Origin of the sequence: Cryobacterium psychrotolerans (genome assembly GCF_900101115.1) — a bacterium.
In the GTDB taxonomy this organism is placed as follows: Bacteria; Actinomycetota; Actinomycetes; order Actinomycetales; family Microbacteriaceae; genus Cryobacterium; species Cryobacterium psychrotolerans.
The window spans coordinates 50,343-75,000 of the sequence record NZ_FNFU01000002.1 but is presented as its reverse complement, the minus strand read 5'-3'; the positions used below and the strand labels follow the sequence as shown (position 1 = coordinate 75,000).

Sequence of the window (24,658 nt, the reverse complement as noted above, 5' to 3'; positions counted from 1 at the left end):
CAACCAGCATCGTCGCGGGTCAGCGCGCATGGCTCAGCTCGCGGAGCTCAGCGCGCATGGCTCAGCTCGCGGGGCTCAGCTCGCCCTGCTCGATGCGCTCTCCGCCGGCGTAGACCACCATCGAGTTGCCGCGCAGGAACCCGACGAGCGTCATCCCGACCTCGGCCGCGAACTCGGCGGCCAGCGACGACGGCGCCGAAACGGCCGCCAGCACCGGGATGCCGGCCATCAGCGCCTTCTGGGCCAGCTCGAAACTCGCCCGGCTGGAGACCATCAGAACCGTGCCGCGCAGCGGCAGCCGGTCTTCCTTGAGCGCCCAGCCGATGACCTTGTCGACCGCGTTGTGCCGGCCGACATCCTCCCTGAGCACGAGCATCTCCCCCGTCGTCCCGTCGAACAGGGCCGCCGCGTGCAGCCCGCCGGTCTTGTCGAAGACCGCCTGGGCCGCGCGCAGGGTGTCCGGGAAGGTGACGAGAAGTTCCGGTTCGATTCGCATCGAGTCATCACGGATGTCCCAGGCCGACCGGGTGCGCACGGCGTCGATGCTGGCCTTGCCGCAGAGCCCGCAGGAACTCGTGGTCAGGAACGACCTTTCCGCGCTCGGATCGGGCGCGGCGACCCCGGGCGCCAGGGTCACCTCGAGGACGTTGTAGGTGTTCACGCCCTCGTCCGTCGCCCCGGCGCAGTAGCGGGCCATCGCGAAGTGCTCACCGCGGGTGATGACGCCCTCCGAGACCAGGAACCCTGCGACGAGGTCGAAGTCATTGCCCGGGGTGCGCATCGTCACCGCGAGGGCGCGGCCGTTCACGCGCATTTCCAGCGGCTCCTCGACGGCGAGCGTATCTTCCCGCGTGACCCGGGACGCCGCGGAATCGCCGACGGTCACCCGGATGGTCTGGCGGCGGGCGGTAATCCGGCTCAACCCCGCTCACCCGCCAATGTAGGACATCTCGATCTTCTTCTTGCCGGTCGTGCGCAGCTCCCGGGTTTTCGAGCTCCGCAGGTCCGAGTAGCGATCCGTGCGCTCGCGCCAGATGGTGCCCATGACCTCGGTCAGCGCCTCGTCCGAGCATCCGGCCCGCATCAGGGCCCGCAGGTCGTGGCCCTCGGTGGCGAACAGGCAGGTGAACAGCTTGCCGTCGGTCGAGACCCGCGCCCGGGAGCAGGACCGGCAGAACGACTGGGTGACGCTGGAGATGACCCCGATCTCGCCGCTCCCGTCGAGGTAACGCCACCGGGCGGATGTCTCGCCGTCGTAGTTGGGCGCGATCGCCTCGAGCGGGAGCTCGGCCGTGATCCGGCTGATCACCTCGGCGGAGGGGACGACCTCGTCCATCTTCCAGCCGTTGCTCGTGCCGACATCCATGAACTCGATGAACCGGAGGATGTAGGGCGAACCCTTGAAGTGGCGGGCCATTGCGACGATGTCCTGGTCGTTCTGGCCGCGCTTGACCACCATGTTGATCTTGATCGGGCCGAGGCCGGCCGCGTGCGCCGCGTCGATGCCGCCCAGGACCTTCGCGACGGGGAACTTCACGTCGTTCATGGCCTGGAACGTGGCTTCGTCGAGGGAATCGAGCGACACCGTCACCCGGTCGAGCCCGGCGTCCCCGAGCGCCTGTGCCCGCACCGCGAGCGCGGAACCGTTCGTCGTCAGGGCGATGTCGATCTTGCGCCCGTCGGGCGTGCGGAGCGCGGCGAGCGAGCCCACGAGTTCCTCGAGCCCCTTGCGCAGGAGCGGCTCTCCCCCGGTGAGGCGGATCTTCTCGACACCGTGGGCGACGGAGATCCGGGCGAGCCGGGTGATCTCCTCGAAGCTGAGCAGCTCGTCTCGGTCCATGAAGGCGAAGTCCCGGCCGAAGATCTCCTTGGGCATGCAGTAGACGCAGCGGAAATTGCACCGGTCGGTCACCGAGATGCGCAGGTCGCGCAAACGGCGACCGTGGGTGTCCGTCACCGTGTCCGGCATTTCCGCGTCCGACAATTCGGCGTGCGCGGAATCGCCCGGTACCGGGGCGAAGACGTCGACGCTGGTCATACCTCGAGACTAACCCCCCGCCGCGGTGGGTCGCGTCAGTCCAGTTGGGTGCAGGTGACCGTTCGTGCGCGCAGCCACCGTTCGCCAACGTACAGATACGTGTGAGTCGACGGATCTTCTGCGCAGTCGGCGGGTCGATTTCCACCGGGAAGTTCGACGGGTGTTCCCGCTCTCGCTGCACGCGGTCAGTGCGGGAATGGTCAAGACCATCGCAGCAATCGCGATCCCGGCGGCCCGTTGGCCGCGACCTGGCCAACGAATGTTTCGATTGCGGATTCGGATTCCCCCCAACATCGAAGCGGACTGTATTTGCGAATATTTGCCGGGTGAAGACTGCGGCGTCAAGGGTCTGGTTCGGTCCTTGATCAGCCGCCGCGAAAAGGGAGACGTGCAAACTCCGCCGGGAATAGCGGGTGTCGGAGGTGTGGCGTACACTTTTCACTATCGAACATACGTTCGAGTTCATGCGAGTGCATAAACGCTGCACGAAGCCGAGTGCATGAACGCTGCACGAGGCAGGCTGCACGAGGCAGTCAGAGAGGTCGGGCCATGTCGCAGGTCGCATTTCCACGGATCACATCTCCCCAGATCACATCTCCCCAGATCATCGACGCGCGGGTCGACGTGGAGCTCTCCGCGGACGGCGATCCGCGCTCGTTCATCTGGAATCGATTCGAACACACCGTCATCGGGCAGCCCCAGGCGGTCTTCTCCCGCACCAGCTGGTGGGAGAACGACGGGGTGCCCACCCGCATCGACACCGAGCTGTGGCGCCTCGATGCGTCACGCGGAGGCGAGGAACAGCACCGTTACGACCTGCGACACGATGTCGACGGGTCCTGGGTGCTGGCTCTCGACTGGGGATGACACCGGGCATGGCCTTCCCGCACCTCCACGTCGCCAGCGCGTACTCCCCGCACTACGGCGTGACGCTCCCGGAGACCCTCGCCGAGCAGGCCGCGGCGCAGGGCGCCGGATTCCTCGCCGTGACCGACCGGGACGGCCTCTACGGCGCGGTCAAGCACGTGCGCGCGTGCGTGGCGGCGGGCATCCGGCCGGGGCTCGGCGCCGACCTGGCCGTGCATGACGACGAGCACCGGCCCATCGGGCGGGTGGTGGTGCTCGCGCACGGCAGCACGTCCGGCCGCGGCTACGCCGCCCTCTGCCGCGCGGTCTCTGCTTGTCATGAATCCGGCTCCGCCCACCGGGCCGGCAAGACACCGTCGATCAACCGGGCCCGCCTCGCCGAGCTGGCCGGCCTCCGCGCCCTCACGGTGCTCATCGGTCCCGACTCCGACGTGGGCGCCGCCCTGCTCCGCCGCGACACCGCCGAGGCCCGTGCCCGCCTGGCGTCGTGGCTTCGGACGATGCCCCCCGGGTCGCTGGCCCTCGAGGTGGTCTGCCACCTCGCCGACTCCGGCCGGCCCGGCAGCGTGGCGCCGGCCACCCGGATGCTCGGCCTCGCCGAACACGCAGGACTGCCGGCCGTGCTCACCAACGCCGTTCGCTACGGCACCCCGGAGGAGGCGGTCACGGCCGACCTCGCCGACGCCGCCCGCGCGCTCACCCCGCTCGCCCAGCTGGAGCAGCTGCAGTCCAACGGCCAGGCGTGGCTGAAGCCGGCAGCGCTGATGCGGCAGGTCGCCCGGATGGTGGTCGACGCCGGCACCCACGAGGGTGGAGCCCTCGAGCGTCTGCTCCGGGACACCGAACTGCTCGCGGAACGGTGCGCGCTCGACCCGGTCGCCGACATCGGCCTCGGCCGGCCGCGCATGCCGGAGGCGAGCGTCATCGGCGTCACCGGCGACCCGGTCGCCGAGTTGTGGCGGCGCGCCCGGCACGGCATCGACACCCGGTACGCCGGAACCGGCCAGGTCGAGGCCGCGCACGCCCGCCTGGCCCACGAGATGAAGACCGTCGAACACCTCGGCTTCGCCAGCTACTTCCTCACCGTGGCCCGGGTCGCGGACCTCATCCGGGATATGGGCGTGCGCATCCAGGCGCGCGGCTCCGGCGTGGGCTCCGTGCTCAATTACGCCCTCCACACCTCGTCGGTGGAACCCCTTTCCAATGGGCTGCTCTGGGAGCGATTCCTCTCCCCCGAACGCCAGACCCTGCCTGACATCGACCTGGACGTGGAGTCGGCCAGGCGGCACGACATCTACCGGGCCATCTTCGCCACCTTCGGCAGCGACCGGGTCAGCCTGATGTCGATGACCAACGCCTACCGGGGGCGCGGCGCCGTGCGCGATGCGGGCCTGGCCCTGGGGCTGCCCGACGACCAGGTCGCCGCGATCGCGAAACAGATGTGGCGCTTCAACGCCCGCGACTTCCGGCGCGCCCTCGACGAGAAACCGGAGCTCGAGGCGCTGGCCGCCGAGGTGCGCGAGTCGCAGCAGCTCGACCTGCTCGTCGACCTCACCGCGAAACTCGACCGGCTCCCCCGGCACATCTCGGTGCACCCCTGCGGCGTCATCCTGTCCGACGCCTCGCTGCTGGACCGCACCCCGGTGCAGGCATCCGGGATGGGCCTGCCGATGTCCCAGTTCGACAAGCACGACATGGACCCGATGGGCCTGATCAAGCTCGACATCCTCGGCGTGCGCATGCAGTCCGCGATGGCCCACGCCGTCGCCGAGCACCGCCGGCTCACCGGGGAAACCATCGACCTCGACCGGGTGCCGCTGGATGACCCGGCGACCTATGAGCTCATCCGCTCCACCCGCACGCTCGGGATCTTCCAGCTGGAGTCCCCCGGCCAGATGGAGCTGGTCGGCAAGCTGCAGCCCGAGGTGTTCAACGACCTCACCGTCGAGATCTCGCTCTTCCGGCCCGGGCCGATGCAGAACAACATGCCGCTGCTCTACCTGCAGGCGCGGCACGGCGAGGTCGCTCCCGATTACCTGCACCCCCGGTTCGAAGCGATCCTGCGGGAAACCAAGGGTGTCGTCATCTTCCACGAGCAGGTGATGCGCCTCTTCGACGAACTGACCGGCTGCGGCCTGGGCAAGGCGGATGTCTTCCGCCGCCACCTGGGCAAGCCCGACCAGCTCCCCGAGATCGAGGCCTGGCTGAGGGAACGCGCCCTCGAGCGCGGGTTCCCGCCCGCGGTCATCAGCCGGGTCTGGAAGGTGCTCGCCGGGTTCGGCAGCTTCGGGTTCGCCAAGGCCCACGGCGCCGCATTCGCCCTGCCCACCTACCAGTCCGCGTGGTTGAAGACCCACCATCCGGCCGTGTTCCTGGCCGGCCTCCTCACCCACGACCCCGGCATGTGGCCCAAGGACCTGCTCGTCGCCGAGGCGCGCACGCTCGGCGTCCCCGTGCTGGGGCTCGACGTGCAGCACAGCGCCCTCGATTACCGGGTGGAAGAACTCGTCGACGGACGGCAGGGCATCCGGCTGGCGCTGCCGGAACTGGCCGGCAGCAGCGAGACCGAGCGCGCCAGGATCGCCCGGCATCAGCCCTTCACCTCGCTGCAGGACTTCCGGGACCGCGTGCGGCCGAGGCGCAGGTCGTTCGAGGCCCTGGCCCGGGTCGGTGCGCTCGACAGTTTCATCGGGTACGACCGTGATCGCCGCCACGAACTCCTCGCCCACATCCAGGGGCTGCAGGGCACCGCCGTCGCCATCGACGACGACCAGCTCGCCTTCGATGTGGACCTGCCCGTGCCCGACTACCTCGGCGCCGTCACCTCACTCGACCTGCGGGGCCGCACGCAGACCGACCTGGAACTGCGAGACCTCCACCTGGCCATCGGCCACCACCAGATGGAACGCTTCCATTCCCTCTTCGCCGAGCTCGGCGTGACCCCGGCGTCGGCGCTCGGGTCGCTGCCCGGCGGCACCGAGGTGCTCATCGCCGGAGTCCGACGCGCCACCAATACGCCGCCGATGCGGGGCGGACGACGGGTCGTCTTCGTCAGCCTCGACGACGGCACCGGCCCGGTCTCCAACGTGGTCTTCTTCCACGACGCCCAGGAACGCGTCGGCGGGCAGGTGTTCTCGACGAACTACATGCTCGTTCGCGGCCGCACCCGCCGGTCCGGCGCGAAGGGCGTTTCCGTCACCGGTGAGAACCTCTGGGACCTGTTCGAGGTGGCCCGTCAGGTCGCCCAGCGCCAGGCGGCGGATCGGCTGGCGACCGCGAAAGCCGATGCGGCACAGGCCGCGGAGACCGCGGGCGCCCTGCGCACAGCGGAGCCGCACCACAACGTGCACCACCTGTGGCCGGCGACGCGGCGCGCGTGAGCCGAGTCGCCTACCCGCCCTTCGGGTTCTTCCCCCGCCCATTCTGGTCGGGCTTCGGCTTCTCGACCGGCGGTGTGGCGGGCTCCGGCTCGGCGGGCGGCGCCTCCGGCTTCGGCTTGGACGGCGTCGCATCCGGTTTCGGCGCCGCCGGCTTCGGGATCGCCGGCTTCGGGGTCGGTTTCGGCTTCGGCGCCTCCACCTTGCCGATGACCGAGCCGGAGGCCTCCGGGAAGGAACCGCCCCCGTACTTCGCGTTCGCGACCGACATCACGGCCGGCCACATCCGGTGGCGGGCGGTGGCGGCGTAGCCGCTATCGAAGGAGAATTGCCGCTGGTTGAGGGTGCCGGTGACGGCAACGACCCCGACGACCGTGGCGACCTTGGTGGTTGCCCCGCTCATCCAGGTGTCTTTCGCACCGTCAGTGGTTCCCGTCTTGCCGATCATCGGCACCCGGGGGGACGTGTCGGCGTAGGACTGCTGCGCGGTGCCGTTCGTCATCACCCGCTGCATGGCGTAGGTCATGCCGGCGATCAGCTTCGGGTCCAGGGAGCGCTTACAGGTGGTCTTCGGCACCGGAATTTCGGTGCCGTCGACCCCGACGACGCGGTCAATAGCGACCGGTGAGCAGGTGGTGCCCCTGTTGGCGATCCCGGCGAAGGCTACGGCCATCGTCAGCGGCGCGATCTCGTTCGTCCCAATCACCGAGCTGGCGCCCTGATCGAGCGGCTTCCCGTTGGCGCGGTGCACCCCGAACGACTCGGCCGTCTTGCGGATGCCGCAGAGGTCGAGCTTCTTCGCCATCCCGATGAAGCCGGTGTTGATGGAGCCGATCGTCGCCTGCAGCGCGGAGTAGTTCGACCCGGACTCGTTCTGGTCGTTTCGCGGGTTGAACCCCTGGGAGTCGTAGTTCTGCGGCCCGAGGCAGCTGTCCCGGAACGTTCCCCAGTTCGACTTGCGGCGGGTGTCGGACCGTTCGTTGAGGGTGTGCCCCTCCTTGAGCCACTCGGCGAGCGTGAAGACCTTGTAGGTGGACCCCGGCTGGAACCCGCTCGAGCCGCCTTCGGTGTAGTCCGTGTTGTAGTTGATGCCGGTGTAGTTGCGGCCCTTCGCCTGCACGGCCGGATCCTGGCTGTAGTCCTTGTTCTGCACCATCGCGAGCACGCGGCCCGTGCCGACCTGCACGCTGGAGATGACTCCCCCGACGTCGCCCCGCGCGAAGACCTTCGGGATGTTCTTGTTCATCGCGGTGATCGCGGCTCGCTGCAGGTCCAGGTCGAGGGTCGAGAAGACGTTGTAGCCGCCGCGGCGGAATTTGAGCCTGCGCTCTTCCGCATCCTCGCCGAAAACGGGATCGTTCAGCAGCTTCTTCGTGACGTAGTCGCAGAAGTAGGCGCTGGAACCGGCGCTCTGGCAGCCGGTGCTCGGCTCCGTGATCTTCGGCTCGACCGGCGTGGCGACCGCCTCCGTGTAGGCCGCCCTCGTGATCTTGTCCTGCTTGTACATCTCCGTGAGGATGTAGTCGCGGCGTTCCCGATTGGCCGCATACCCGTTCGCCGTTCCGTTGCTTGCGCCGGTCGGGTAGTCGAGCTGGAACTTGACCGGGTTGTTCACGATCGCCACCAGGCTCGCGGCCTGCGGCAGGGTCACCTTCGCCGCCGTCGTGCCGTAGTAGTAGTTTGCGGCCGCCTCGATGCCGTACACCGTTCCGCCGAAGCCGGTGATGTTGAGGTACTGCCGAAGGATCTCGTTCTTGGAGTACCGTTTCTCGACGCCGATCGCGAGTCGCATCTCCTTGAGTTTGCGTTCCGGAGTCGTCTCGGTCGCGGCGAAATAGCAGGCGTCGTGTTTCCTGGCATCGGCAATGGCCTCGCATTTCTGCACCAGGACGTTCTTCACATACTGCTGGGTGATGGATGACCCGCCCTGGGTCTGACCGCCGGCGGCGGTCTTCACGGTCGCTCGCACAGTGCCCTGGAGGTCGACTCCGCTGTGCTCGAAGAAGCGAGGATCTTCGCCTGCGACGGCCGCATCCTTCACGTACTGGCTCATCGAATCGAACGGAACCTCGACCCGGTTCTGGTCGTAGAACGACGCGAGGAGCACCTTCGTCCCGTTGGCCTCGGTGGCGTAGATGTTGCTTTTCTGGGCGAGCTGGTCGATGGCCACGTAGTCGGGCAGGTTTTCGAACACGGTGATCGTGTTCGTCGCGGCCATCCCCGTCACTGCCAGGACCGGGGCGATGCCCGCGGTGACGAGCACCCCCGCCATGGCGCTCACGATCACGAGCCCGATGAATCCGCCGAGCACGCCACCGGGCGTTCGGTGCTCATCGAACATCGAATTCCGTGACCGTCTGGACATCACCCGATTACCCCCAAGCTGGAAGCCTCATCCACCCGCAAGCGGCCGACGGCGAACTCGCCATCGGCAATCCAGCATCATCCGGACGCCGGCTTCGGTCAAGGGGGTCGACAGCCCTCGTTCCAGCTGAGTCCGGTCACAGCAGGCTCCCATCCGACCGTGGCCTAAACTCGGACGGTGACCCAAACACCCGAACCGCGCCTTTTCCGTGAGCAATCCCGTTGGGTGCAGGGTGTCGGATTCATGATCTTCTTCAGCCGCTGGCTGCAGGCACCGCTCTACATCGGCCTGATCCTCGCGCAGATCATCTACGTCGTCGTGTTCATGGTCGAACTGTTCCACCTCGGCTCCGGCGTGGTGGAATCCCTCCTGAACCCCGGGTCACACGGGATCGAGATCGACGAAGCCAAGATCATGCTCGCGGTCCTCGGCCTGATCGACGTCGTCATGATCGCGAATCTCCTGATCATGGTCATCATCGGCGGCTACGAAACGTTCGTGTCCAGGATCCGCATCGAGGGCCACCCCGACCAGCCGGAATGGCTTTCCCACGTCAACGCCAACGTGCTCAAGGTCAAGCTCGCGATGGCCATCGTCGGCATCTCGTCGATCCACCTGCTCAAGACGTTCATCGAAGTCGGCGACCTGGCAGCCCGGGGTGCCACACCAAGCGCAGGCCAGGACAACGTCACCGGCGAGACCTACACCTGGGACGGGGTGCTCTGGCAGGTCATCATCCACATGGTCTTCATCCTCTCCGCCATCGCCCTGGCCTGGATCGACCGGATGTCCCAGTCGGCCGGGCACGCGCCGGCGGTCTCACCGTCCGCCGCCTCACCCGTCCTGGCCGCGGGACCGACGCCGCGCCTGGCCCTGGACGCACCGCACCACGCGAACCCCGCGCTGGGATCTGCGGCCGCGAGCCACCTGCTCCAGCTCGGGCAGCTCCGCGACGCCGGAGTGGTGACCGAGGACGAGTTCGAGGCCAAGAAGTCCGAACTGCTGGCGCGCCTGTAGCCGGGCCGGGCTGGCGTACTGTGACCGATATGGGTGAGCGAGGGTCCGGCCGGGACGCAGAGGCGACGGGGCACCTCGCTTTCGGCCGCGGCACCGCTCTCCCGGAGTACGTCAACCTGTGGGTCTCGCGGCAGCGCTGGTACGGGGGCACGGGGCGCGTCGCCGCCCTGCGGAGCATCGGCGAGTGGACCCTGCCGACGACCGAACCCGGGGTGAGCATCCGCACCCACCTCGTGCTCGACACGGCAAGCCCGGAGCTGCCGCTGTTCCAGCTGCCGCTCACCGAGCGCGGATCGCCCCTGGCACAGGGACAAGCGGCCCTCGTGGGCAGGGGCACCGGGGACGTATTCGTCTACGACGCCCCGCACGACCCGGCGTATGCACCGGCGCTGATGAGCTTCATCCTGGGCCGGGCATCCTCCCCAGCCGCCCGGGATCACGACGCGTCCGCCCATGGCGAGACGCTGCCGGCGGGCGCGGCGGATGCGCACTCGCACGCGCACGCGGCGACCGTCGTGGCCAGCCGGGTGGTCAGCGGTGAACAGTCCAACACCTCGATCATCGTCGACACCGCCGATGCTCACGGGAACCCCTCCCGTCCGATCATCTGCAAGGTGTTCCGGGCCGTCCACCACGGCGAGAATCCCGATGTCGTCCTGCAGCCCGCCCTGGCCGAGGCCGGTTCCCGGTTCGTGCCGGCCCCGCTCGGCTGTGTGGTGGGTGAGTGGGACGACCCCGGGCAGCCTGGGGGGCGCGCTCGTGGCCACCTGGCATTCGCCCAGGAGTTCCTGCCGGGTGTGGAGGACGCCTGGCGGGTGGCGCTCGGCGCCGCCGAGGCCGGCGAAGATTTCAGCGCCGCGGCACGCACGCTCGGCGAGGCCACCGCCTCCGTGCATGCCGACCTCGCGCGCGCCATGCCGACCCGCGAGGCCACGCCCGAGTTCATCCAGGGCGTGTTGGAGGGCATGCGCGAGCGCCTGCGCGCGGCCGCCCAGGAGGTGCCCGCCCTCGCCGCCCACGGCTCGGCGATCGAGGCCGTCTTCGGCCGGGTGCGGTCGGCTCCCTGGCCCAGGCTTCAGCGCATCCACGGCGACTACCACCTCGGCCAGGTCCTGCACGCCCCGGGGCGAGGCTGGGTCCTGGTGGACTTCGAGGGTGAGCCCCTGCGGCCCATGCACGAACGCGACCAGCCGGATGTCGCCCTGCGCGATGTCGCGGGCATGCTCCGGTCGTTCTCCTACGCGGCGGGCACCATCATCATGGCCCACCCGGAACGCGATCCTGCCCGGGCAGCGGAGTGGGCCACGGCCTGCCGCCGGGCGTTCCTCGATGGCTACGCGGCACGCTCCGGGCGGGACGCGCGGGGCGACGCTGCCCTCCTCGACGCATTCGAGCTGGACAAGGCCGTCTACGAGACGGTGTACGAGACCCGCAACCGGCCCGCGTGGCTGCCGATCCCCCTGGCCGCGGTCAGGAGCCTCCTCGAGGCGGCTGGCGGCGCCGCCCGCTGAGCCTCGCCACTGCCGCGGGCCCCGGCCGCCGACTCCGACCCGATGGCCGGGGCGACTGGCCGAGAGTACACTCGGCTCCGCCGGCCTGTCCGGTCGGCTCAGCCAGGGGTGTCAGCCCGGGGTGGAGGAGCGGAAATGGTTGCGGTCACCGGGTCGCCGAAGCGCGGGTCACCGCAGCGGCCCGTCATCCTGTTGTCCATCGGGGAGGCCGGCGCCAGGGCCAGCGTGCGTGGCGAGCTGGAACGCCGCTACTCAGCCGACTACGGGATTACGGAGTCTGGCACCGCCGCCCGGGACGGCGAGGCCTTGCGCGAGGCCGCCAACCGCGGCGAACAGGTGGCGCTGCTGCTGGCGGACGACCCGAGGCTCCTGCCCGGCGGCGAGACGGTTTTCGCCGAGGCGCGACGCCTGTTCCCGGACATCCGGCGCGGGCTCCTGATCAATTGGGGCGCCTGGGCGGATCGGGAAACGGCGGAGAGTGTCCTCCAGCTCATGGCGACGGGCCAGATCGACTACTACGTGATCAGGCCGTGGCAATCGCCGGACGAATACTTCCACCGCACCGTCACCGAGTTCCTCCTCGAGTGGGAGCGGGCGATCGGCCTGCGGCCCCGCGAGGTCACCGTGATCGGCGACGACGCGCAACCGCGAGTCCATGATCTGCGCAGCGTCCTCGCCCGCGGAGGCGTCCCACACGCCTACGCTGCCCCCGACTCCGACGACGGCAGGAGGATGCTGGCCGAATCCGGAGCGGAGTACGCCGGAGTCCCCCTGGTGTGGGTGCGGGGCGGTCGGATCCTGAGCGACCCGAGCTACGCGGAATTGGCGCAGGCTTACGGGCTGACCACCGAGCTGCCGGAGGCCGCCGAGGTCGACGTCGCGATTGTCGGCGCCGGGCCGGCCGGACTGGCGGCGGCCGTCTACGCGGCATCCGAGGGACTCCGGACCTTCGTGACTGAACGCGAATCGATCGGCGGCCAGGCCGGTTCCAGCTCGCTCATTCGCAACTACCTCGGCTTTGCCCGCGGCATCTCGGGCTCGGAGCTGGCCGCGCGTGCCTACCAGCAGGCGTGGGTCTTCGGCGCCGGCTTCGCCCACTCGCGCGACGTCGTCGGCCTCCAGGCCGACGACGTCGCATTCCGGATCACCGTCGCACCAGGGGAGGTTCTTCGCGCGCGGTCGGTCGTGATCGCCGCCGGGGTGTCGTACCGCCGGCTGGCGGTGCCCGAGCTGGCCGAGCACGTCGGCGTCTCTGTGTTCTACGGGGCGTCGGCGGTCGAGGCCCGGGCGCAGGCCGGGAAGGCCGTACACGTCGTCGGCGGAGGCAACTCCGCCGGCCAGGCCGCGCTGCACCTGGCGCGCTATGCCAGGTCGGTCACCCTGCTCGTGCGGGGCCTGACCCTTGCCGAGAGCATGTCCCGGTACCTCATCGACCAGATGGAGGCCGCCGGCGTCCGGGTGGAGACGCATGTGGAGGTCGTCGGCGGCGGCCCGTCCGGTCGCCTCGATCACCTGGTGCTGCGCGACCGCGCGACCGGCGTCGACCGCGTCGTGCCCAGCGACGCCCTCTTCGTGCTGATCGGGGCCGCGCCGCACACGGAATGGCTGCCGGAGAGCGTCGTCCGCGACCGCTGGGGGTACATCCTCACCGGCGCCGACGTCCTGGCCGAAGGCGGCCGCCGGGCCTGGCCGCACGAACGGGAGCCCGGCGCCCTGGAGTCCTCGCTGCCGGGCGTGTTCGCGGTCGGGGATGTTCGCCGCGGCTCGGTCAAACGGGTGGCGTCCGCGGTCGGCGAAGGTTCGGTTGTCGTGTCCTCCGTGCACGAGTACCTGGCGCGCGCCGGCGCCGGCGACCCACGACACACATGAGCCGCGGCACGGGCGGCCTGCCCCTGGCACGGGCCGTCCCAACAGCGGCCCTCCTGCTCGCGCCCCTGGGCGGGCTCGCCCTGCTCGTCTTCCGGCCCGACCTGGACGGCACCTGGGAGCACCACCCGGCACACTTCTGGCTCGTCCTGGGGATCGGCGGAATCAACGCGGCGCTGGCCTACGCGACCGGATCCGCGGCCCGGCTGCGCGGTGATGCCAGGCTGCTGCTCGTGTCGCTCGCGTTCCTCGCCGCCGCGGGCTTCCTCGCCTTGCACGCCCTCGCCACACCCAGGGTGCTTCTCGACGCGCCCAACCCCGGTTTCGTGCTCGCGACGCCCGTCAGCCTGCTCGTCGCGGCCGGGTTCGCCGCCGCATCGAGCCTGCGCCTCGGCGATGATCGCGCCCTCGCCATCGTGCGGCGGGGTCCCTGGCTGCTCTGGGGGCTCGTGGCCCTGATGCTTGCCTGGGGCGTCGCCTCGCTGGCCGGCGTCGGTCCGCAAGGCCAGGCCGTGGCCGAGAGTGCATCCGGTCCGCTGGTCTGGCTTGCCGTGGCGGGCTTCGCCCTGTACGCCACTGCGGTCTACAAGTACCTGCGCCTGCCCCGTTCCGCGGGATCAACACTTCCCCTGGCCATGGCTGCGGCGTTCACGCTGCTGGCCGAGGCGGAGATCGCCATCGTCTGGGGCCGGAACTGGCATGCGTCCTGGTGGGAATGGCACCTGCTCATGCTGGCCGCCTTCGTCGTGATCGCCATCGCCGCGCAGCGGTCCTGGCGCGAGGAACGGTGGGCCGGACTGTACCGCGCAGAGACAGCCTCCTCCGAACGACCCATATCGGTAGTCTTCGCCGACCTGCAGGGCTTCACGACGTTCTCTGAGAAGCACTCGCCGGCGCAGGTCACCGAGATGCTCAACCAGTACTTCACCGTGGCGATCCCGCCGATCGTGGATCGGTTCGGCGGCCAGATCGACCGGATCATCGGCGACGCGATCATGGTGACGTTCAACACCCACGGGGACCAGCCCGACCACGCCCAGCGGGCATCCGGCGCGGCGCTGGCCCTGCAGGCCGCGGCCTCGGCCGTCGCGGAGGCGCACCCGGGCTGGCCTCGGTTCCGTGCGGGGGTCAACACGGGGGTTGCGACAGTGGGCGTCGTCGGAGCCGCAGGCGGACGCACCTACACGGCGATCGGCGACGTCGTGAACGTGGCCTCCCGGCTCGAGGCGCTCGCCCCGGTCGGCGGCGCCGTGGTGAGCAGCGAAACCCTGGCCGGCCTGTCCGGCGCCGAAACGACCCCGCTCGGACGGATCCCGGTGAAGGGGCGCACGGAACCCGTCGACGTGCACCTGCTCGTGGCGCTCTACGCCGAGCAGGACACCTGACTCATGACCCCTGACTGATGACACCTGACTGATGCTCGGACGGGGACCGAGTGTACTGTCGCGAAGAGACAGGGAGGAGCCCCCATGACGGTACTCGTCGGGTACTCGAGCAAATACGGCGCCACCGAGGGCATCGCCGAACGAATCGCGGCCACGCTGCGGGCGGCCGGCCTGGAAGCGGATGCGCGTCCGCTGGCGACCGTGGGCGACCCCGGCGCCTACGATGCCTTCGTGATCGGCGCGGCGGCCTACATGGGCTCGTGGCGCAAGGACGCGACCAGGTTCGTGCGGCGACACCGCGACCTGCTCGCCGCCCGCGCGGTGTGGCTGTTCAGCAGCGGCCCGCTCGGCACGGATCATACGGATTCCGAGGGCCGGGACATGCTCGTGGAGTCACAACCGAAGCAGTTCGCGGAATTCGCGGAGAGCATCGAGCCCCGCAACGTGCAGGTGTTCTCTGGCGCGATGGACCTCTCGAAGCTCCGGGGGCGCGACCGCCTGGTCAGCAAGATTCCGGCGGTCGAGAAGATCCTTCCAGACGGAGACTTCCGGGACTGGCCGGCGATCGACGCGTGGGCGGCAGGCATCGCCCGGGACCTGGCGTCTGCACCGACCGGGACTTAGCCCACCGGGGCCTGGCCCACCGCTCATCCCCGGCGCGGCTCCCAGCGGAAGAATCGCACCGCCAGCGCAGCGGCGCCGGCCGCCCAGGCGAGGAGCACCGCGTAGTGGACCCAGTCCAGCACCGGTCCGCCCGGATCCCAGGCGTCGGCCAGGGCGTTCTGGAGGTGCTTGAGCGGGAACAGCGAGCCGAAGGTGCCGAGCCAGTCCGGTCCCCCGCCGCCGATGAACACGTCGGAGGCGAAGGAGAGCACGAACAGGAACATCAGTCCCACCGCCCCGACGGCGCGAGCGTTGGGCACCAGTGCCGCCAGCAGGAATCCGCAGGCGGCCAGTGTGAGCGTCCCGATCAGGATGACCAGCGCCCCGAGAGCCAGGCCCGCCGCCGGGATCCGCAGTCCGAAGAAGACGTACCCGGTGGCCGCGACGAGCACGGCGATCAGGAAGGTCAGGGCCAGCCCAGCGGCGGTGACCCCGACGAGGTACTGGCTCGCCGACAGCGGCGTGCCGCGCAGGCGCTTGAGCCCGCCCCGGTCGCGCGCGCGGGCGACCGCCTCTGGCAGGTTCATGAACACGGCCGTGCCGGCCCCCCAGGTGATCATGCTGGCGGCGAAGAAGGTGGCGAACGGCATCCCGCCCGGCAGCACCACGTTGCCCTGCATCGTCAGGAGCAGCGCGTAGAGCCCGACCGGGATGACGACGAAGAGGAGGGATCCCGGATCGCGCCAGGTTGCCCGGTTCGCTGCACGCGCCTGGTCGAAGACCAGCCGCGACGCCGAAGGTCGCCGGACCGTGCGGGGCGGGCTGCTGTCGCCGGCGTTCCCACGCCCGGTCGGCACGGTTCGGGCGGCGCCCGGTTCGCGCGTGCGCACGGCGCCCGGCTGCCGGCGAAACGCCCACGCTGCGACGAGGGTGCCGGCAACCCCCCAGCCCGCGATGATCGCCAACGCGCCCAGGTCCCAGCCGAAGCCGTCCTCGAACGGGTCGAACTGTGCCTTCAAGGCATCCGTGTAGGGCTTGAGCGGGAAGGCTGAGGCGACGCGGGACAGCCAGTCGGGAAGCTCGCCGCCGATGACGAACATGCCGGAGATGAAGGCCAGCACGATGGATGCGCCGATAGCGATCGCTTGTGCCATGGCGGCCGTGGCGGACACGGTGGCGACGGCCAGGCCGAGCGCGGAGAAGGACGCGAGGCCCACCAGGAGGGTCACCAGCAGGGCCGGTGCGGTCTCCGCCCGCACCTCCACGCCGTAGGCGACGACGGCGACCGTCAGGGTGACCGCGAGGGAGGCCAAGGCGAAGATGAGGGCGGCGCCGATCTGCCCGACCAGGTAGGCCCAGGCGGGCAGCGGTGTTCCGCGCAGGCGCTTGAGCACGCCGCCCTCCCTGGCCTCGGACAGCGAGGTCGCCAGGGTGGGAAAGGTGGCGAAAAACGTGCCCATCGCCACCGCAACCGGCGTGGCGAACTGCATCACGCGAACGCCGGATACCGCGTCGACGGTCTCATTCCCGGCCACGATGCCGATGACCACAAGCCACACGATGGGCATCGCGAACGTGAAGATGAGAACCATCCTGGTTCGCCAGAGAGCCCTGACCGCATAACCGATCTGGTCCAGGGCCAGTCGAGTCGCGGCCGGACGCCCCGCCTGGATCGCCTGGGCCGTCGCGGCCGGCCGCCCGGTCATGGCTGCCGCGACGAAGCCGGTGCTGAGACGTCCTCCCCGGTGCCCTCGCCCCAGATCAGCGCCAGGTAGGCGTCCTCAAGAGACGGGCGGCGCACGCTCAGCGCGGGCAGTTCCACCCCGCGGTCCAGGGCCCACCCCGTCAGGGTATGGAGCACGAAGGCCGGACGGTTTGTTTCCATGGCCCATCCTGCGCCATCCGCGGCGGGGGCCGCCCCCAGCGGCGGGAGTTCCCCGATGCCCACGTCATCCGGCAGTCGGAAGGAGACCACGGCGGCGTGATGCTCGGCGGCGAGTTCGTCGGGCGTGCCCAGCGCCACCAGCCGTCCGTGAACGATCACGGCAACTCGGTCGGCGAGGTGTTCGGCCTCGTCCAGGTAGTGCGTGGTCAGCAACACCGTCTTGCCCAGGTCGCGCAGCCCTTCGACGAGGCCCCAGGCACGTCGACGAGCCGACGGATCGAAGCCGGTCGTCGGTTCGTCCAGGAACAGCATCTCCGGGTCGCCCACGAGTCCCAGGGCGAGATCCAGTCGTCGGCGCTGCCCACCGGAAAGCGTCTTGACGCGCGCGTTCTGCTTGTCGGTCAAGCCGACCTGTGCGATCACCGTCTCCACTCCCAGGCGCCGGGGATACATGCCTCGGTACAGGCTCACGAGCTCGCGCACCGTGAAATCCTCGTCGAATCCCGCCTCCTGGAGCACGATTCCGATCCGTTCCCGGAAGTCCCGCCCGCCGGTCTGCGGATCGAAGCCCAGCACCCGAACGGTGCCGCCGTCGGGGCGGCGGTGTCCCTCCATGATTTCCACGGCTGTGGTCTTGCCGGCACCGTTCGGACCGAGAAGAGCGAAGATCTCGCCCTGTTCGATCGTGAACGACAAGTCATCGACCACCGTCACCCCGCCATACTGCTTCCGAAGACCGTCGACCTTGACCGCAAGCACGGCACCACTCCTCTGCGCTGACCCCTGTGTGCCCGATGTTAAACCCGGCGCCGGGGGGTCGATAGGTCTGGTTCCGCGGGCCTAGCGAAGACCGACAGTCGGGATTAAAATGATATCGAGAGCCCCGGCGGCAAAGGAGATGAGAATCGACTATGTGTGACCCGGGGCTCTCCTCATGCCTCCCGGCCTGAGCCTCAGCAGGATGCCTGGGGCTCAGCACGGATCTCCCACATGTGGATCACACACGCCTGGATCACACACGCATGGATTGCACACCCATGGATCCCGGCACACCGTCCCGATCTCTCGTCACGCGCAGCGCACGAGGCGAATGAGGGACTTCACGTAGTGACCACATTGACCCCCATGCAGGGGCCTGTCAAGGTGCCAATCGGGCTCAATATTTTGCCCCCTGTTTGGGGGTGCGCGCCTTCCGCACATCCGGCTAGCCTTGCGTTGCGTCGTACCCGAACGGCGCGAGCGCCCCGGCCACCCATCCCAGGCGCTCACCTTCTTCGAAGGAAAAATTGTGACTTTTGCGAACCCGAAATTGGCCTCTGCACACAACCGACGCATTGCGTCCGTCACGGCACTGGTGGTGGCGGTGACCGGCGTCCTGACGGTCGCCGAGGCGCCACCGGCCAGCGCAGACCCCGGCGGCATCGTAATCTCTGAGCTCAACTATCACGCCGGCTCCGACCTCGACACCGACGACTACCTGGAGTTGACCAACACGTCGACCACCGGAATCGACCTGTCGGGCTGGTCCTTCAGCGCCGGCATCACGGCGATACTCGCTGCGGGCAGCACCGTCCCGGCCGGCGGACGCTACGTCGTGGCCAAGGATGCGGTGCAGTTCCAGGCCACCTACGGCTTCGCCCCCGACGCGGTGTATGGCGGCAACCTGAGCAACGGCGGGGAAACGGTCACCCTCGTCGACGGCGCACTGGCCACGATCGACACCGTTACCTACGCCGATGTGGCCCCCTGGCCCTCGACCCCGGACGGCACCGGCCCTTCGCTCGAGCTGCGGGACCTCCTCTCTGAGAACACCATCGCCGCAGCCTGGGGCGCAAGCCTGGTCGCCGGCGGCACGCCCGGCGCCCTCAACTCGATCAACGGCACCGGACCGGCACCGGTCGTGACGGAGCTGGCGGCCACCCCGGCCCGGCCCGCCGCGAACCAGGCAGTCGTCGTCTCGGCCCGGCTCCAGGTCGGCTCCACCGCCTCGCTCACCTACAAGGTCATGTTCGGGAGCGACGTCGCCGTCGACTTCCTGGACAACGCGGCGAGCCCCGGGGGCGCCGGCGACGGCGTCTACGCGGCCACGATCCCCGGCCAGACCGCCGGCAAGCTGATCCGCTACCGCGTCGACGCCGCCTCCGGAGGCAAGGCCTACTCGGCCCCGGCGACGGGTGACTCCGTCCGCTACCGCGGGGTGGTCGTCCTGAACTCGGGCGTGACCAGCCAGCTGCCGGTGATCGAGTGGTTCATGGAGGATTCCGTTTACAACAACATCCTCGCCAACCACCGCCAGGACGATTTCCAGGGCGCGGCCGTCTGGGCCTACAACGGCCAGGTCATCGACGGCGTGCTGATGAACATCCGCGGAAACACCTCGCGCACCGCGGCGAAGGTCAACTGGAAGGTCGAGCTGCCCAAGGGGTACGACTTCAACCTCGGCGGCCAGCTGCCCTATCCCCTCGACGAGTTCGCGCTGCAGAACTACTCCGACAACTTCGCCGATGTCGGCTGGGCCACCGTCAATGCGGCCGGAGCGCGCGGCCTGAACATCATCCCGGTGCGCACGCAGCGCAACGGCTCCTTCTGGAGCCTCGGACGGATCATGGAGACCGAAGACGGCTCTTGGCGCGACGCCCAGGGCGTCGACAATTGGGCCATCTACAAGGGCGACGGCGGCAGCCTCTCCCGGACGTCGTCTCCGGCGGCCCTCGAGGCGTCCCTCTGGCTCGACAAGAAAGCCCGCAAGGACGAGGACTTCTCCGACGCCTGGGCGCTGACCAATGCAGTGGATGCGTCGGCCTCCGCCGCGCAACAGGCGTGGATCTACCAGAACGTCAACATCCCCGAACTCGTCAACTACATGGCGATCAACTCGATCATCCGCCACTCGGACAGCGGCTGGTACAACTGGTTCATCGCCAGGGACACCGAAGGGACCGGGCGCTGGGAGATGTGGCACTGGGACCTGAACTGGATCTTCACCACTCCGGCGAGGGACGGCAAGGGTCTCTTCCTCACGCCGGACACGAGCAACAGGTTCACCCAGGCCATGCTCAAGTACCCGGAGATCCGCGCCATGTTCTTCCGGCGGCTTCGCACCCTGTCCGACCAGTTCCTGACGACCGGGAAATACGAAGCCCAGTGGGACGCGATCTCGTCCCGCACGACGCCGGACTGGAACCTGGACAGGACCAAGTGGGGCGGATACACCCCGTCCTCGGCCCGGAGCGCGTTCATCGCGGGCCTGGCAGACCGGCGCAACGCCATCAACAACAACACCGGCTCCGGCAAGCCCGTGCCCACGTCCCAGTCCAGCACCGCCAACGTCGTGATCAATGAGATCCAGTACCACCCGACCGGCACCGGCGGGGAGTACATCGAACTCGCCAACCCGGGCACGACGGCGGTCGATATCTCGGGCTGGACGATCAACGCCGTGGGCCTCACGATCCAGGCCGGCACCGTCATCCCGGCCGGCGGCCGCGTGGTCTTCGTGGCCAATGACGCGGCGTTCCGCCAGCGCTACACCGCCGCCAACCGGTTCGTCGGCGGTGAGTTCACCGGAACGCTCGACGACTCCGGCGAAGCCGTCGTGCTGGAGCAGGGTACCCGCGTGGTCGACTCCGTCAGTTACTCGAACGTGGCGCCGTGGCCGACCGCGGCCGACGGCACCGGGCCCTCGCTCGAGCTGGCGTCGCCCACGGCCGACAACTCGGTACCGTCCAACTGGCGGGCACTCTCGACCACAGGCGGCACGCCCGGCCTGGCCAACACCACGGGCGGAGGGCCGGTCAACGCCGCTCCGACCGCGGCGTTCACGACCACGGCCAACCTGCTCACGGTCACCGTCAGCGGGTCGGGTTCCTCCGATCCGGACGGCACCATCGCCTCGTACGCCTGGAACTTCGGCGATGGCGCGACTGCGGCCGGCGTGAGCGCCAGCCACACCTACGCCGCCGCCGGAACGTACACGGTGACCCTGACGGTGACGGACAACGCCGGCGCGATCGGCACAACCAGCAAGACCGTCACCGTCGCCACCTCGCCTCCGCCACCGCCGCCGGCAGGCGACGTCCTGGCCCAGGATTCGTTCACCCGAACCGTCACCGGCGGCCTCGGCTCGGCCGAGGTCGGTGGCGCCTGGACGACGACCAGCGGACCTGCCTACGCGGTGTCCAGCGGCGCCGCTCGGGTGACGTCGTCCGCGGGGAGCAAGCGGAACGCCTACCTAAGCGGCGTGTCCTCGACTGACACGGAGCTGCGCGCGACGGCCAGCTTCGCCAGGCCGACGACCAGCAGCATCTATGTCGGCCTCGTCGGTCGTCGCGTGGGAACCTCGGAATACGGGGCTCGCGTGGTCATCGGGTCGAGCGGGAGCGTGGTGCTGCAACTGCAGCGCGACACCGACACGATCCTGAACGCAGCGACGGTTGCCGGGCTCACCTTCGCCTCCGGCGACACCCTCCAGTTCCGCCTGCAGGTGGTGGGCACCTCGCCGACCACCCTCCGGGCAAAGGTCTGGAAGGTGGGAACGACAGAGCCCTCGACCTGGCAGGTGACGGCGACCGACGCGACCGCCGCACTCCAGGCAGCCGGCTCGGTCGGCCTGTACAGCTACCTCAGCCGGACCGCTCTCCCCACCCCGGTCGTCGTCTCCTATGACGACCTGTGGGCCGGTCCCACCGGGTAGCCCGGGACCTGATCCGGACATGTCGGCCGCTTTCGCCATCCAGCCCCTGCTGGCGAAAGCGGCCGATGCCGGTGCAGCCGGGCCGCCGGCGCCTAACCTGTGGCCGACGGCGCCAGGAAATCCTCGAAGTGCACGACCGGTGACGCGTCGGGAGCGGGCCTCGAGAAGAGGTACCCCTGGCCGAAGCGGCAACCCATGGCCTGCAACAGCTCCAGTTGGCCGGTCGTTTCGATGCCCTCGGCGACGACGTCCAGCTTCAACGAGTCCGCCAACCGCACGACGCCCTCCACGATCGCCCGATCGTGCGCGGAGGTTTCGATATCGCGCACGAACGTCACATCGATCTTCAACAGGTCGACATCGAATTCCCGGAGGTGGGTGAACGACGAGTAGCCCGTGCCGAAGTCGTCGATGGCCAGGCGCACACCGATGCCGCGGAGTTCCTGGAACGTCCGGGCGGCCGAGCCGATCGCTTCCATCACGGCGCTTTCGGTCAGCTCCAGCCAGAGTTGGTTCGGAGCCAGCCCGGAGCTGCTGAGCGCCCGCTTGACCACCGCACCGAAGTCGTCTCGCACGAACTGGTGCGGAGACACATTGACGCTGACAGCCATACCGCGCTCCAGTACGGTGGCCGCCAGGCACGCCTGGCTCAGGATCGTGCTCCCGATCTGCTTGATCAGGCCAACCTCCTCGGCGATTGGGATGAATTCGACCGGCATCACCAGCCCGCGATCGGGCCGACGCCAGCGCGCCAGCGCTTCGGTGGCCACGACCTTGCGCTCCCGCAGGTCCACGATCGGCTGGTACCAGGTCTCGATCTGCCCCAGTTCGACCGCACTGCGCAGGGCGATCTCGGTGTCCAGTCGCCGGTCGATCCGACCACGCAGATCGTCGTCGAAGACCTCGAACCGAGCGCGCCCGCGGTCCTTCGCCAGGTACATGGCCTGGTCCGCGTTCCGCAGCAACGACTCGGGGTCGTCGTGGCCGACGCCGAAGGCGATGCCGATGCTCGCATCCACGGATGCGACGTGATCGCCGATCCGGATCGGCCGGGCGATGGACTTCTGGAGCGCATCCGCAAGCTGGGCGACATCCCGGCTGCTTTCGACGTCGGGGCAGATGACGACGAATTCGTCGCCTCCGATGCGGGCAACCGTGTCCGACGTCCGAACACCGTGGCGCAGCCTCTCCGCGACCTTGGACAAGACCGCATCGCCGGCGTGGTGCCCGAGGCTGTCATTGACGACCTTGAACCGATCCAGGTCGATGAACAACACGGCGACTCCCCGTCCGTGGCGCGCCGCCTGGAGGAGCGCCTGGGCAAGCCGGTCCAGCAGGAGCAGTCGGTTGGGCAGGTTCGTCAGCGGGTCGTGGAAGGCGAGGTGCTCCACGCGGGCCTCGGCCAGTCGGCGGGCCGTGATGTCCTCCAGCTGGTACAGGAGACCCGCCACGTGTTCGCCTTCGTGGATTTCGGCGACGCTGACCTTCACCCAGGTCTCCTCGGCGTCGCTGCGCCGCATCCGTCGATCCCCGCACTGCCGCGAGCCCTCCAGCGGACCGGCCGGCAGGGCATCCGGGCCGACGGTTTCGAGCGCCATGAACACCGTCTCGATGGGCTGGTCAAGCACTCCGCTCGACCGGCCCGTCAAGTCGAAAAGGCGCCGGTTGGCTTCCAGCACCCGGCCGTCGAGCCCCACGATGGCCGTTCCCAGCGGCGACCAGGCGAAGGCCGCCTCGAACCGCGCCCGGGCCGCCGACGCCGACTCCTCCGCGGCACGCAGGGCGGTCACGTCCGTGACGCTGGCCAGATGCCCGGTCACGATTCCCTGGTCACGAATCGGCGTGGATGTGAACTGCACCGAATTGACCTGTCCGTCCTGGGTGCGAAAACGCACAGTGGCCGAATAGGCGGCGCCGACGGCGCTGCTCTCAGACCACTCGGCGCGTACCCGATCGAGGTCGTCGGGGTGCAGCGCCGACATCCAACCGTCACCCAGGGACGCTTCAAGGGTCAGTCCGCTCACGCGCAGCCACTGGTCGTTTGCGGTCAGCAGCCCTCCCGCGGCGTCGAGCTGCACGATGCCCACCGGCGCGAGCCGAACGAGCGCCTCGAGTGCGTCGGCGGTCTTCGCGAGCTCCTGGGTTCGGACCGCGACCGTGGTTTCGAGCATGTGGTTCGTCTCGGCCAGCCTGGTCAGCGCGCCTTCACGTTGCCGGTCGAGTTCGCGAAGCCTCAAGGCCGCTATCCAAGTCAACGCGGAGCCCAGAATGGTCATGCTCAGGACAAGGACGGCGAAGGCGAAGGGAGTGTCGAACCAGCCCATGCGCTGCGCGGTCAAGAAGAGCCAGCCGAGGGCGAACGGACCAAGGATGAAGAAGGGAATCGCCGGACGAACCAGCCTTCCGGCGCTACCGCCGTCCCTCGCCAGCCCGGCCAAACCCGCGGATGGATGTTGAAGCAGGGTCGCCGCTGACAATACTCCGAGCTCGAGGGCAGTGAGCAGGGCCATGCTGGTGTAGCCGCCAACGGTATACAGCGAAGAAACGCCGTAGACGTAGCCGAGAATCGCGATTTGACTCACACACAAGGCGACGACCGCGAGGACGAGCGCCAACGTGCTCCGGGCAAGCCGGCTCGAAAGGACCGAGCCGCCCAGCACGAACAGCGAGAAGGCCGTGGACGGCGCCATCCTCAGCGCATCTCCGTTCAGCTCGATTCCCGGCAGCAGAGTATCGACGCCGAGCGACGTTCCCAGGGCGTACTCGGCGAGCGACAAACCGCCGATGGCGAGCACAGCCACACCGAGGACCGCGGTGAGACGTGGGCGGTCGAAAGCGACCAGCGCAATCGAGAGGAGCACGAGCGCGAACGCCGCGGTCGGGGCCACCAACAGGACCCCGGGCACCATGCTCGAAAGCATCGCGCCTCCCGTGGTGTACCACCCGTACAGGATGGCAAGCCCCGCCGCGCCGGCCAGGGCCGCTCCGATACGCCCGACCAGCTGCATGTCTTTCCCTTCTTACCGAAGGGGGGCAGACGTGCCGACCGAC

Annotated in this window: 14 protein-coding genes; 8 read left to right on the top strand and 6 right to left on the bottom strand. The window is 69.2% G+C overall.

Annotated elements, in window-relative coordinates; translation table 11 throughout:
- Positions 1-61: 61 nt before the first annotated feature.
- Complete coding sequence (gene fdhD / locus BLQ39_RS01915; protein ID WP_092321403.1) at positions 62-922, bottom strand: formate dehydrogenase accessory sulfurtransferase FdhD; 861 nt, start codon at positions 920-922, stop codon at positions 62-64.
- A 6-nt stretch (positions 923-928) separates the two neighbouring features.
- Positions 929-2,038 (bottom strand): GTP 3',8-cyclase MoaA, encoded by a 1,110-nt coding sequence (moaA, locus tag BLQ39_RS01910; RefSeq protein ID WP_092321402.1) that lies wholly within the window; start codon positions 2,036-2,038, stop codon positions 929-931.
- A gap of 549 nt (positions 2,039-2,587) precedes the next feature.
- On the opposite strand from moaA, the gene BLQ39_RS01905 reads away from it, so the two are divergent.
- Positions 2,588-2,905 carry a hypothetical protein gene (locus BLQ39_RS01905; protein ID WP_092321401.1) on the top strand — a complete coding sequence of 106 codons (318 nt, stop codon included), beginning with the start codon at positions 2,588-2,590 and terminating at the stop codon, positions 2,903-2,905.
- Complete coding sequence (locus BLQ39_RS01900; protein ID WP_241982768.1) at positions 2,902-6,285, top strand: DNA polymerase III subunit alpha; 3,384 nt, start codon at positions 2,902-2,904, stop codon at positions 6,283-6,285. Before BLQ39_RS01905 ends, BLQ39_RS01900 begins: the two co-directional genes overlap by 4 nt.
- A 10-nt stretch (positions 6,286-6,295) precedes the next feature.
- Here the strand turns inward: BLQ39_RS01900 and BLQ39_RS01895 are convergent, their stop codons facing one another.
- Positions 6,296-8,623 (bottom strand): transglycosylase domain-containing protein, encoded by a 2,328-nt coding sequence (locus BLQ39_RS01895; protein ID WP_166784343.1) that lies wholly within the window; start codon positions 8,621-8,623, stop codon positions 6,296-6,298.
- A 201-nt stretch (positions 8,624-8,824) separates the two neighbouring features.
- Between BLQ39_RS01895 and BLQ39_RS01890 the strand changes: the two genes are divergently transcribed.
- The 5 genes from BLQ39_RS01890 to BLQ39_RS01870 all read left to right on the top strand — a co-directional run bounded on the left by BLQ39_RS01890 (position 8,825) and on the right by BLQ39_RS01870 (position 15,050).
- Positions 8,825-9,664: a TIGR00645 family protein gene (locus BLQ39_RS01890; protein ID WP_135109219.1), complete on the top strand. Its 840-nt coding sequence runs from the start codon at positions 8,825-8,827 to the stop codon at positions 9,662-9,664.
- 29 nt (positions 9,665-9,693) lie between these two features.
- A complete protein-coding gene (locus BLQ39_RS01885) occupies positions 9,694-11,175 on the top strand; it encodes a maltokinase N-terminal cap-like domain-containing protein (RefSeq protein WP_166784344.1) in 1,482 nt (493 codons plus the stop codon).
- Positions 11,176-11,310: 135 nt separating this feature from the next.
- Positions 11,311-13,044 carry an NAD(P)/FAD-dependent oxidoreductase gene (locus BLQ39_RS01880; RefSeq protein WP_166784345.1) on the top strand — a complete coding sequence of 578 codons (1,734 nt, stop codon included), beginning with the start codon at positions 11,311-11,313 and terminating at the stop codon, positions 13,042-13,044.
- Positions 13,041-14,426, top strand: coding sequence for an adenylate/guanylate cyclase domain-containing protein (locus BLQ39_RS01875; protein WP_092321397.1), 1,386 nt, complete (start codon positions 13,041-13,043; stop codon positions 14,424-14,426). Before BLQ39_RS01880 ends, BLQ39_RS01875 begins: the two co-directional genes overlap by 4 nt.
- Before the next feature lie 84 nt (positions 14,427-14,510).
- Positions 14,511-15,050 (top strand): flavodoxin domain-containing protein, encoded by a 540-nt coding sequence (locus tag BLQ39_RS01870; protein ID WP_092321396.1) that lies wholly within the window; start codon positions 14,511-14,513, stop codon positions 15,048-15,050.
- A 23-nt stretch (positions 15,051-15,073) separates the two neighbouring features.
- Here BLQ39_RS01870 and BLQ39_RS01865 read toward each other — a convergent pair whose 3' ends face one another.
- Both BLQ39_RS01865 and BLQ39_RS01860 read right to left on the bottom strand, forming a co-directional pair.
- Entirely contained in the window at positions 15,074-16,735 is a 1,662-nt protein-coding gene (locus BLQ39_RS01865) for an ABC transporter permease (RefSeq protein ID WP_092321395.1), read from the bottom strand.
- Positions 16,732-17,673 (bottom strand): ABC transporter ATP-binding protein, encoded by a 942-nt coding sequence (locus BLQ39_RS01860; protein ID WP_092321394.1) that lies wholly within the window; start codon positions 17,671-17,673, stop codon positions 16,732-16,734. The genes BLQ39_RS01865 and BLQ39_RS01860 overlap by 4 nt, the downstream gene beginning before the upstream one ends.
- A 529-nt stretch (positions 17,674-18,202) precedes the next feature.
- On the opposite strand from BLQ39_RS01860, the gene BLQ39_RS01855 reads away from it, so the two are divergent.
- Positions 18,203-21,607 (top strand): lamin tail domain-containing protein, encoded by a 3,405-nt coding sequence (locus BLQ39_RS01855; RefSeq protein ID WP_134574516.1) that lies wholly within the window; start codon positions 18,203-18,205, stop codon positions 21,605-21,607.
- Between the two features lie 92 nt (positions 21,608-21,699).
- On the opposite strand, the gene BLQ39_RS01850 is transcribed toward BLQ39_RS01855, so the two are convergent.
- Positions 21,700-24,615 carry a putative bifunctional diguanylate cyclase/phosphodiesterase gene (locus BLQ39_RS01850; RefSeq protein WP_092321392.1) on the bottom strand — a complete coding sequence of 972 codons (2,916 nt, stop codon included), beginning with the start codon at positions 24,613-24,615 and terminating at the stop codon, positions 21,700-21,702.
- Between the last annotated feature and the right edge of the window lie 43 nt (positions 24,616-24,658).

What these genes read in the sequence shown, in the direction of transcription:
- moaA (WP_092321402.1), bottom strand. Translation starts at nt 2,038, where the DNA reads ATGACCAGCGTCGACGTCTTCGCCCCGGTACCGGGCGATTCCGCGCAC.
- BLQ39_RS01905 (WP_092321401.1), top strand. Translation starts at nt 2,588, where the DNA reads ATGTCGCAGGTCGCATTTCCACGGATCACATCTCCCCAGATCACATCT.
- BLQ39_RS01900 (WP_241982768.1), top strand. Translation starts at nt 2,902, where the DNA reads ATGACACCGGGCATGGCCTTCCCGCACCTCCACGTCGCCAGCGCGTAC.
- BLQ39_RS01895 (WP_166784343.1), bottom strand. Translation starts at nt 8,623, where the DNA reads ATGTTCGATGAGCACCGAACGCCCGGTGGCGTGCTCGGCGGATTCATC.
- BLQ39_RS01885 (WP_166784344.1), top strand. Translation starts at nt 9,694, where the DNA reads ATGGGTGAGCGAGGGTCCGGCCGGGACGCAGAGGCGACGGGGCACCTC.
- BLQ39_RS01880 (WP_166784345.1), top strand. Translation starts at nt 11,311, where the DNA reads ATGGTTGCGGTCACCGGGTCGCCGAAGCGCGGGTCACCGCAGCGGCCC.
- BLQ39_RS01875 (WP_092321397.1), top strand. Translation starts at nt 13,041, where the DNA reads ATGAGCCGCGGCACGGGCGGCCTGCCCCTGGCACGGGCCGTCCCAACA.
- BLQ39_RS01870 (WP_092321396.1), top strand. Translation starts at nt 14,511, where the DNA reads ATGACGGTACTCGTCGGGTACTCGAGCAAATACGGCGCCACCGAGGGC.
- BLQ39_RS01865 (WP_092321395.1), bottom strand. Translation starts at nt 16,735, where the DNA reads ATGACCGGGCGGCCGGCCGCGACGGCCCAGGCGATCCAGGCGGGGCGT.
- BLQ39_RS01850 (WP_092321392.1), bottom strand. Translation starts at nt 24,615, where the DNA reads ATGCAGCTGGTCGGGCGTATCGGAGCGGCCCTGGCCGGCGCGGCGGGG.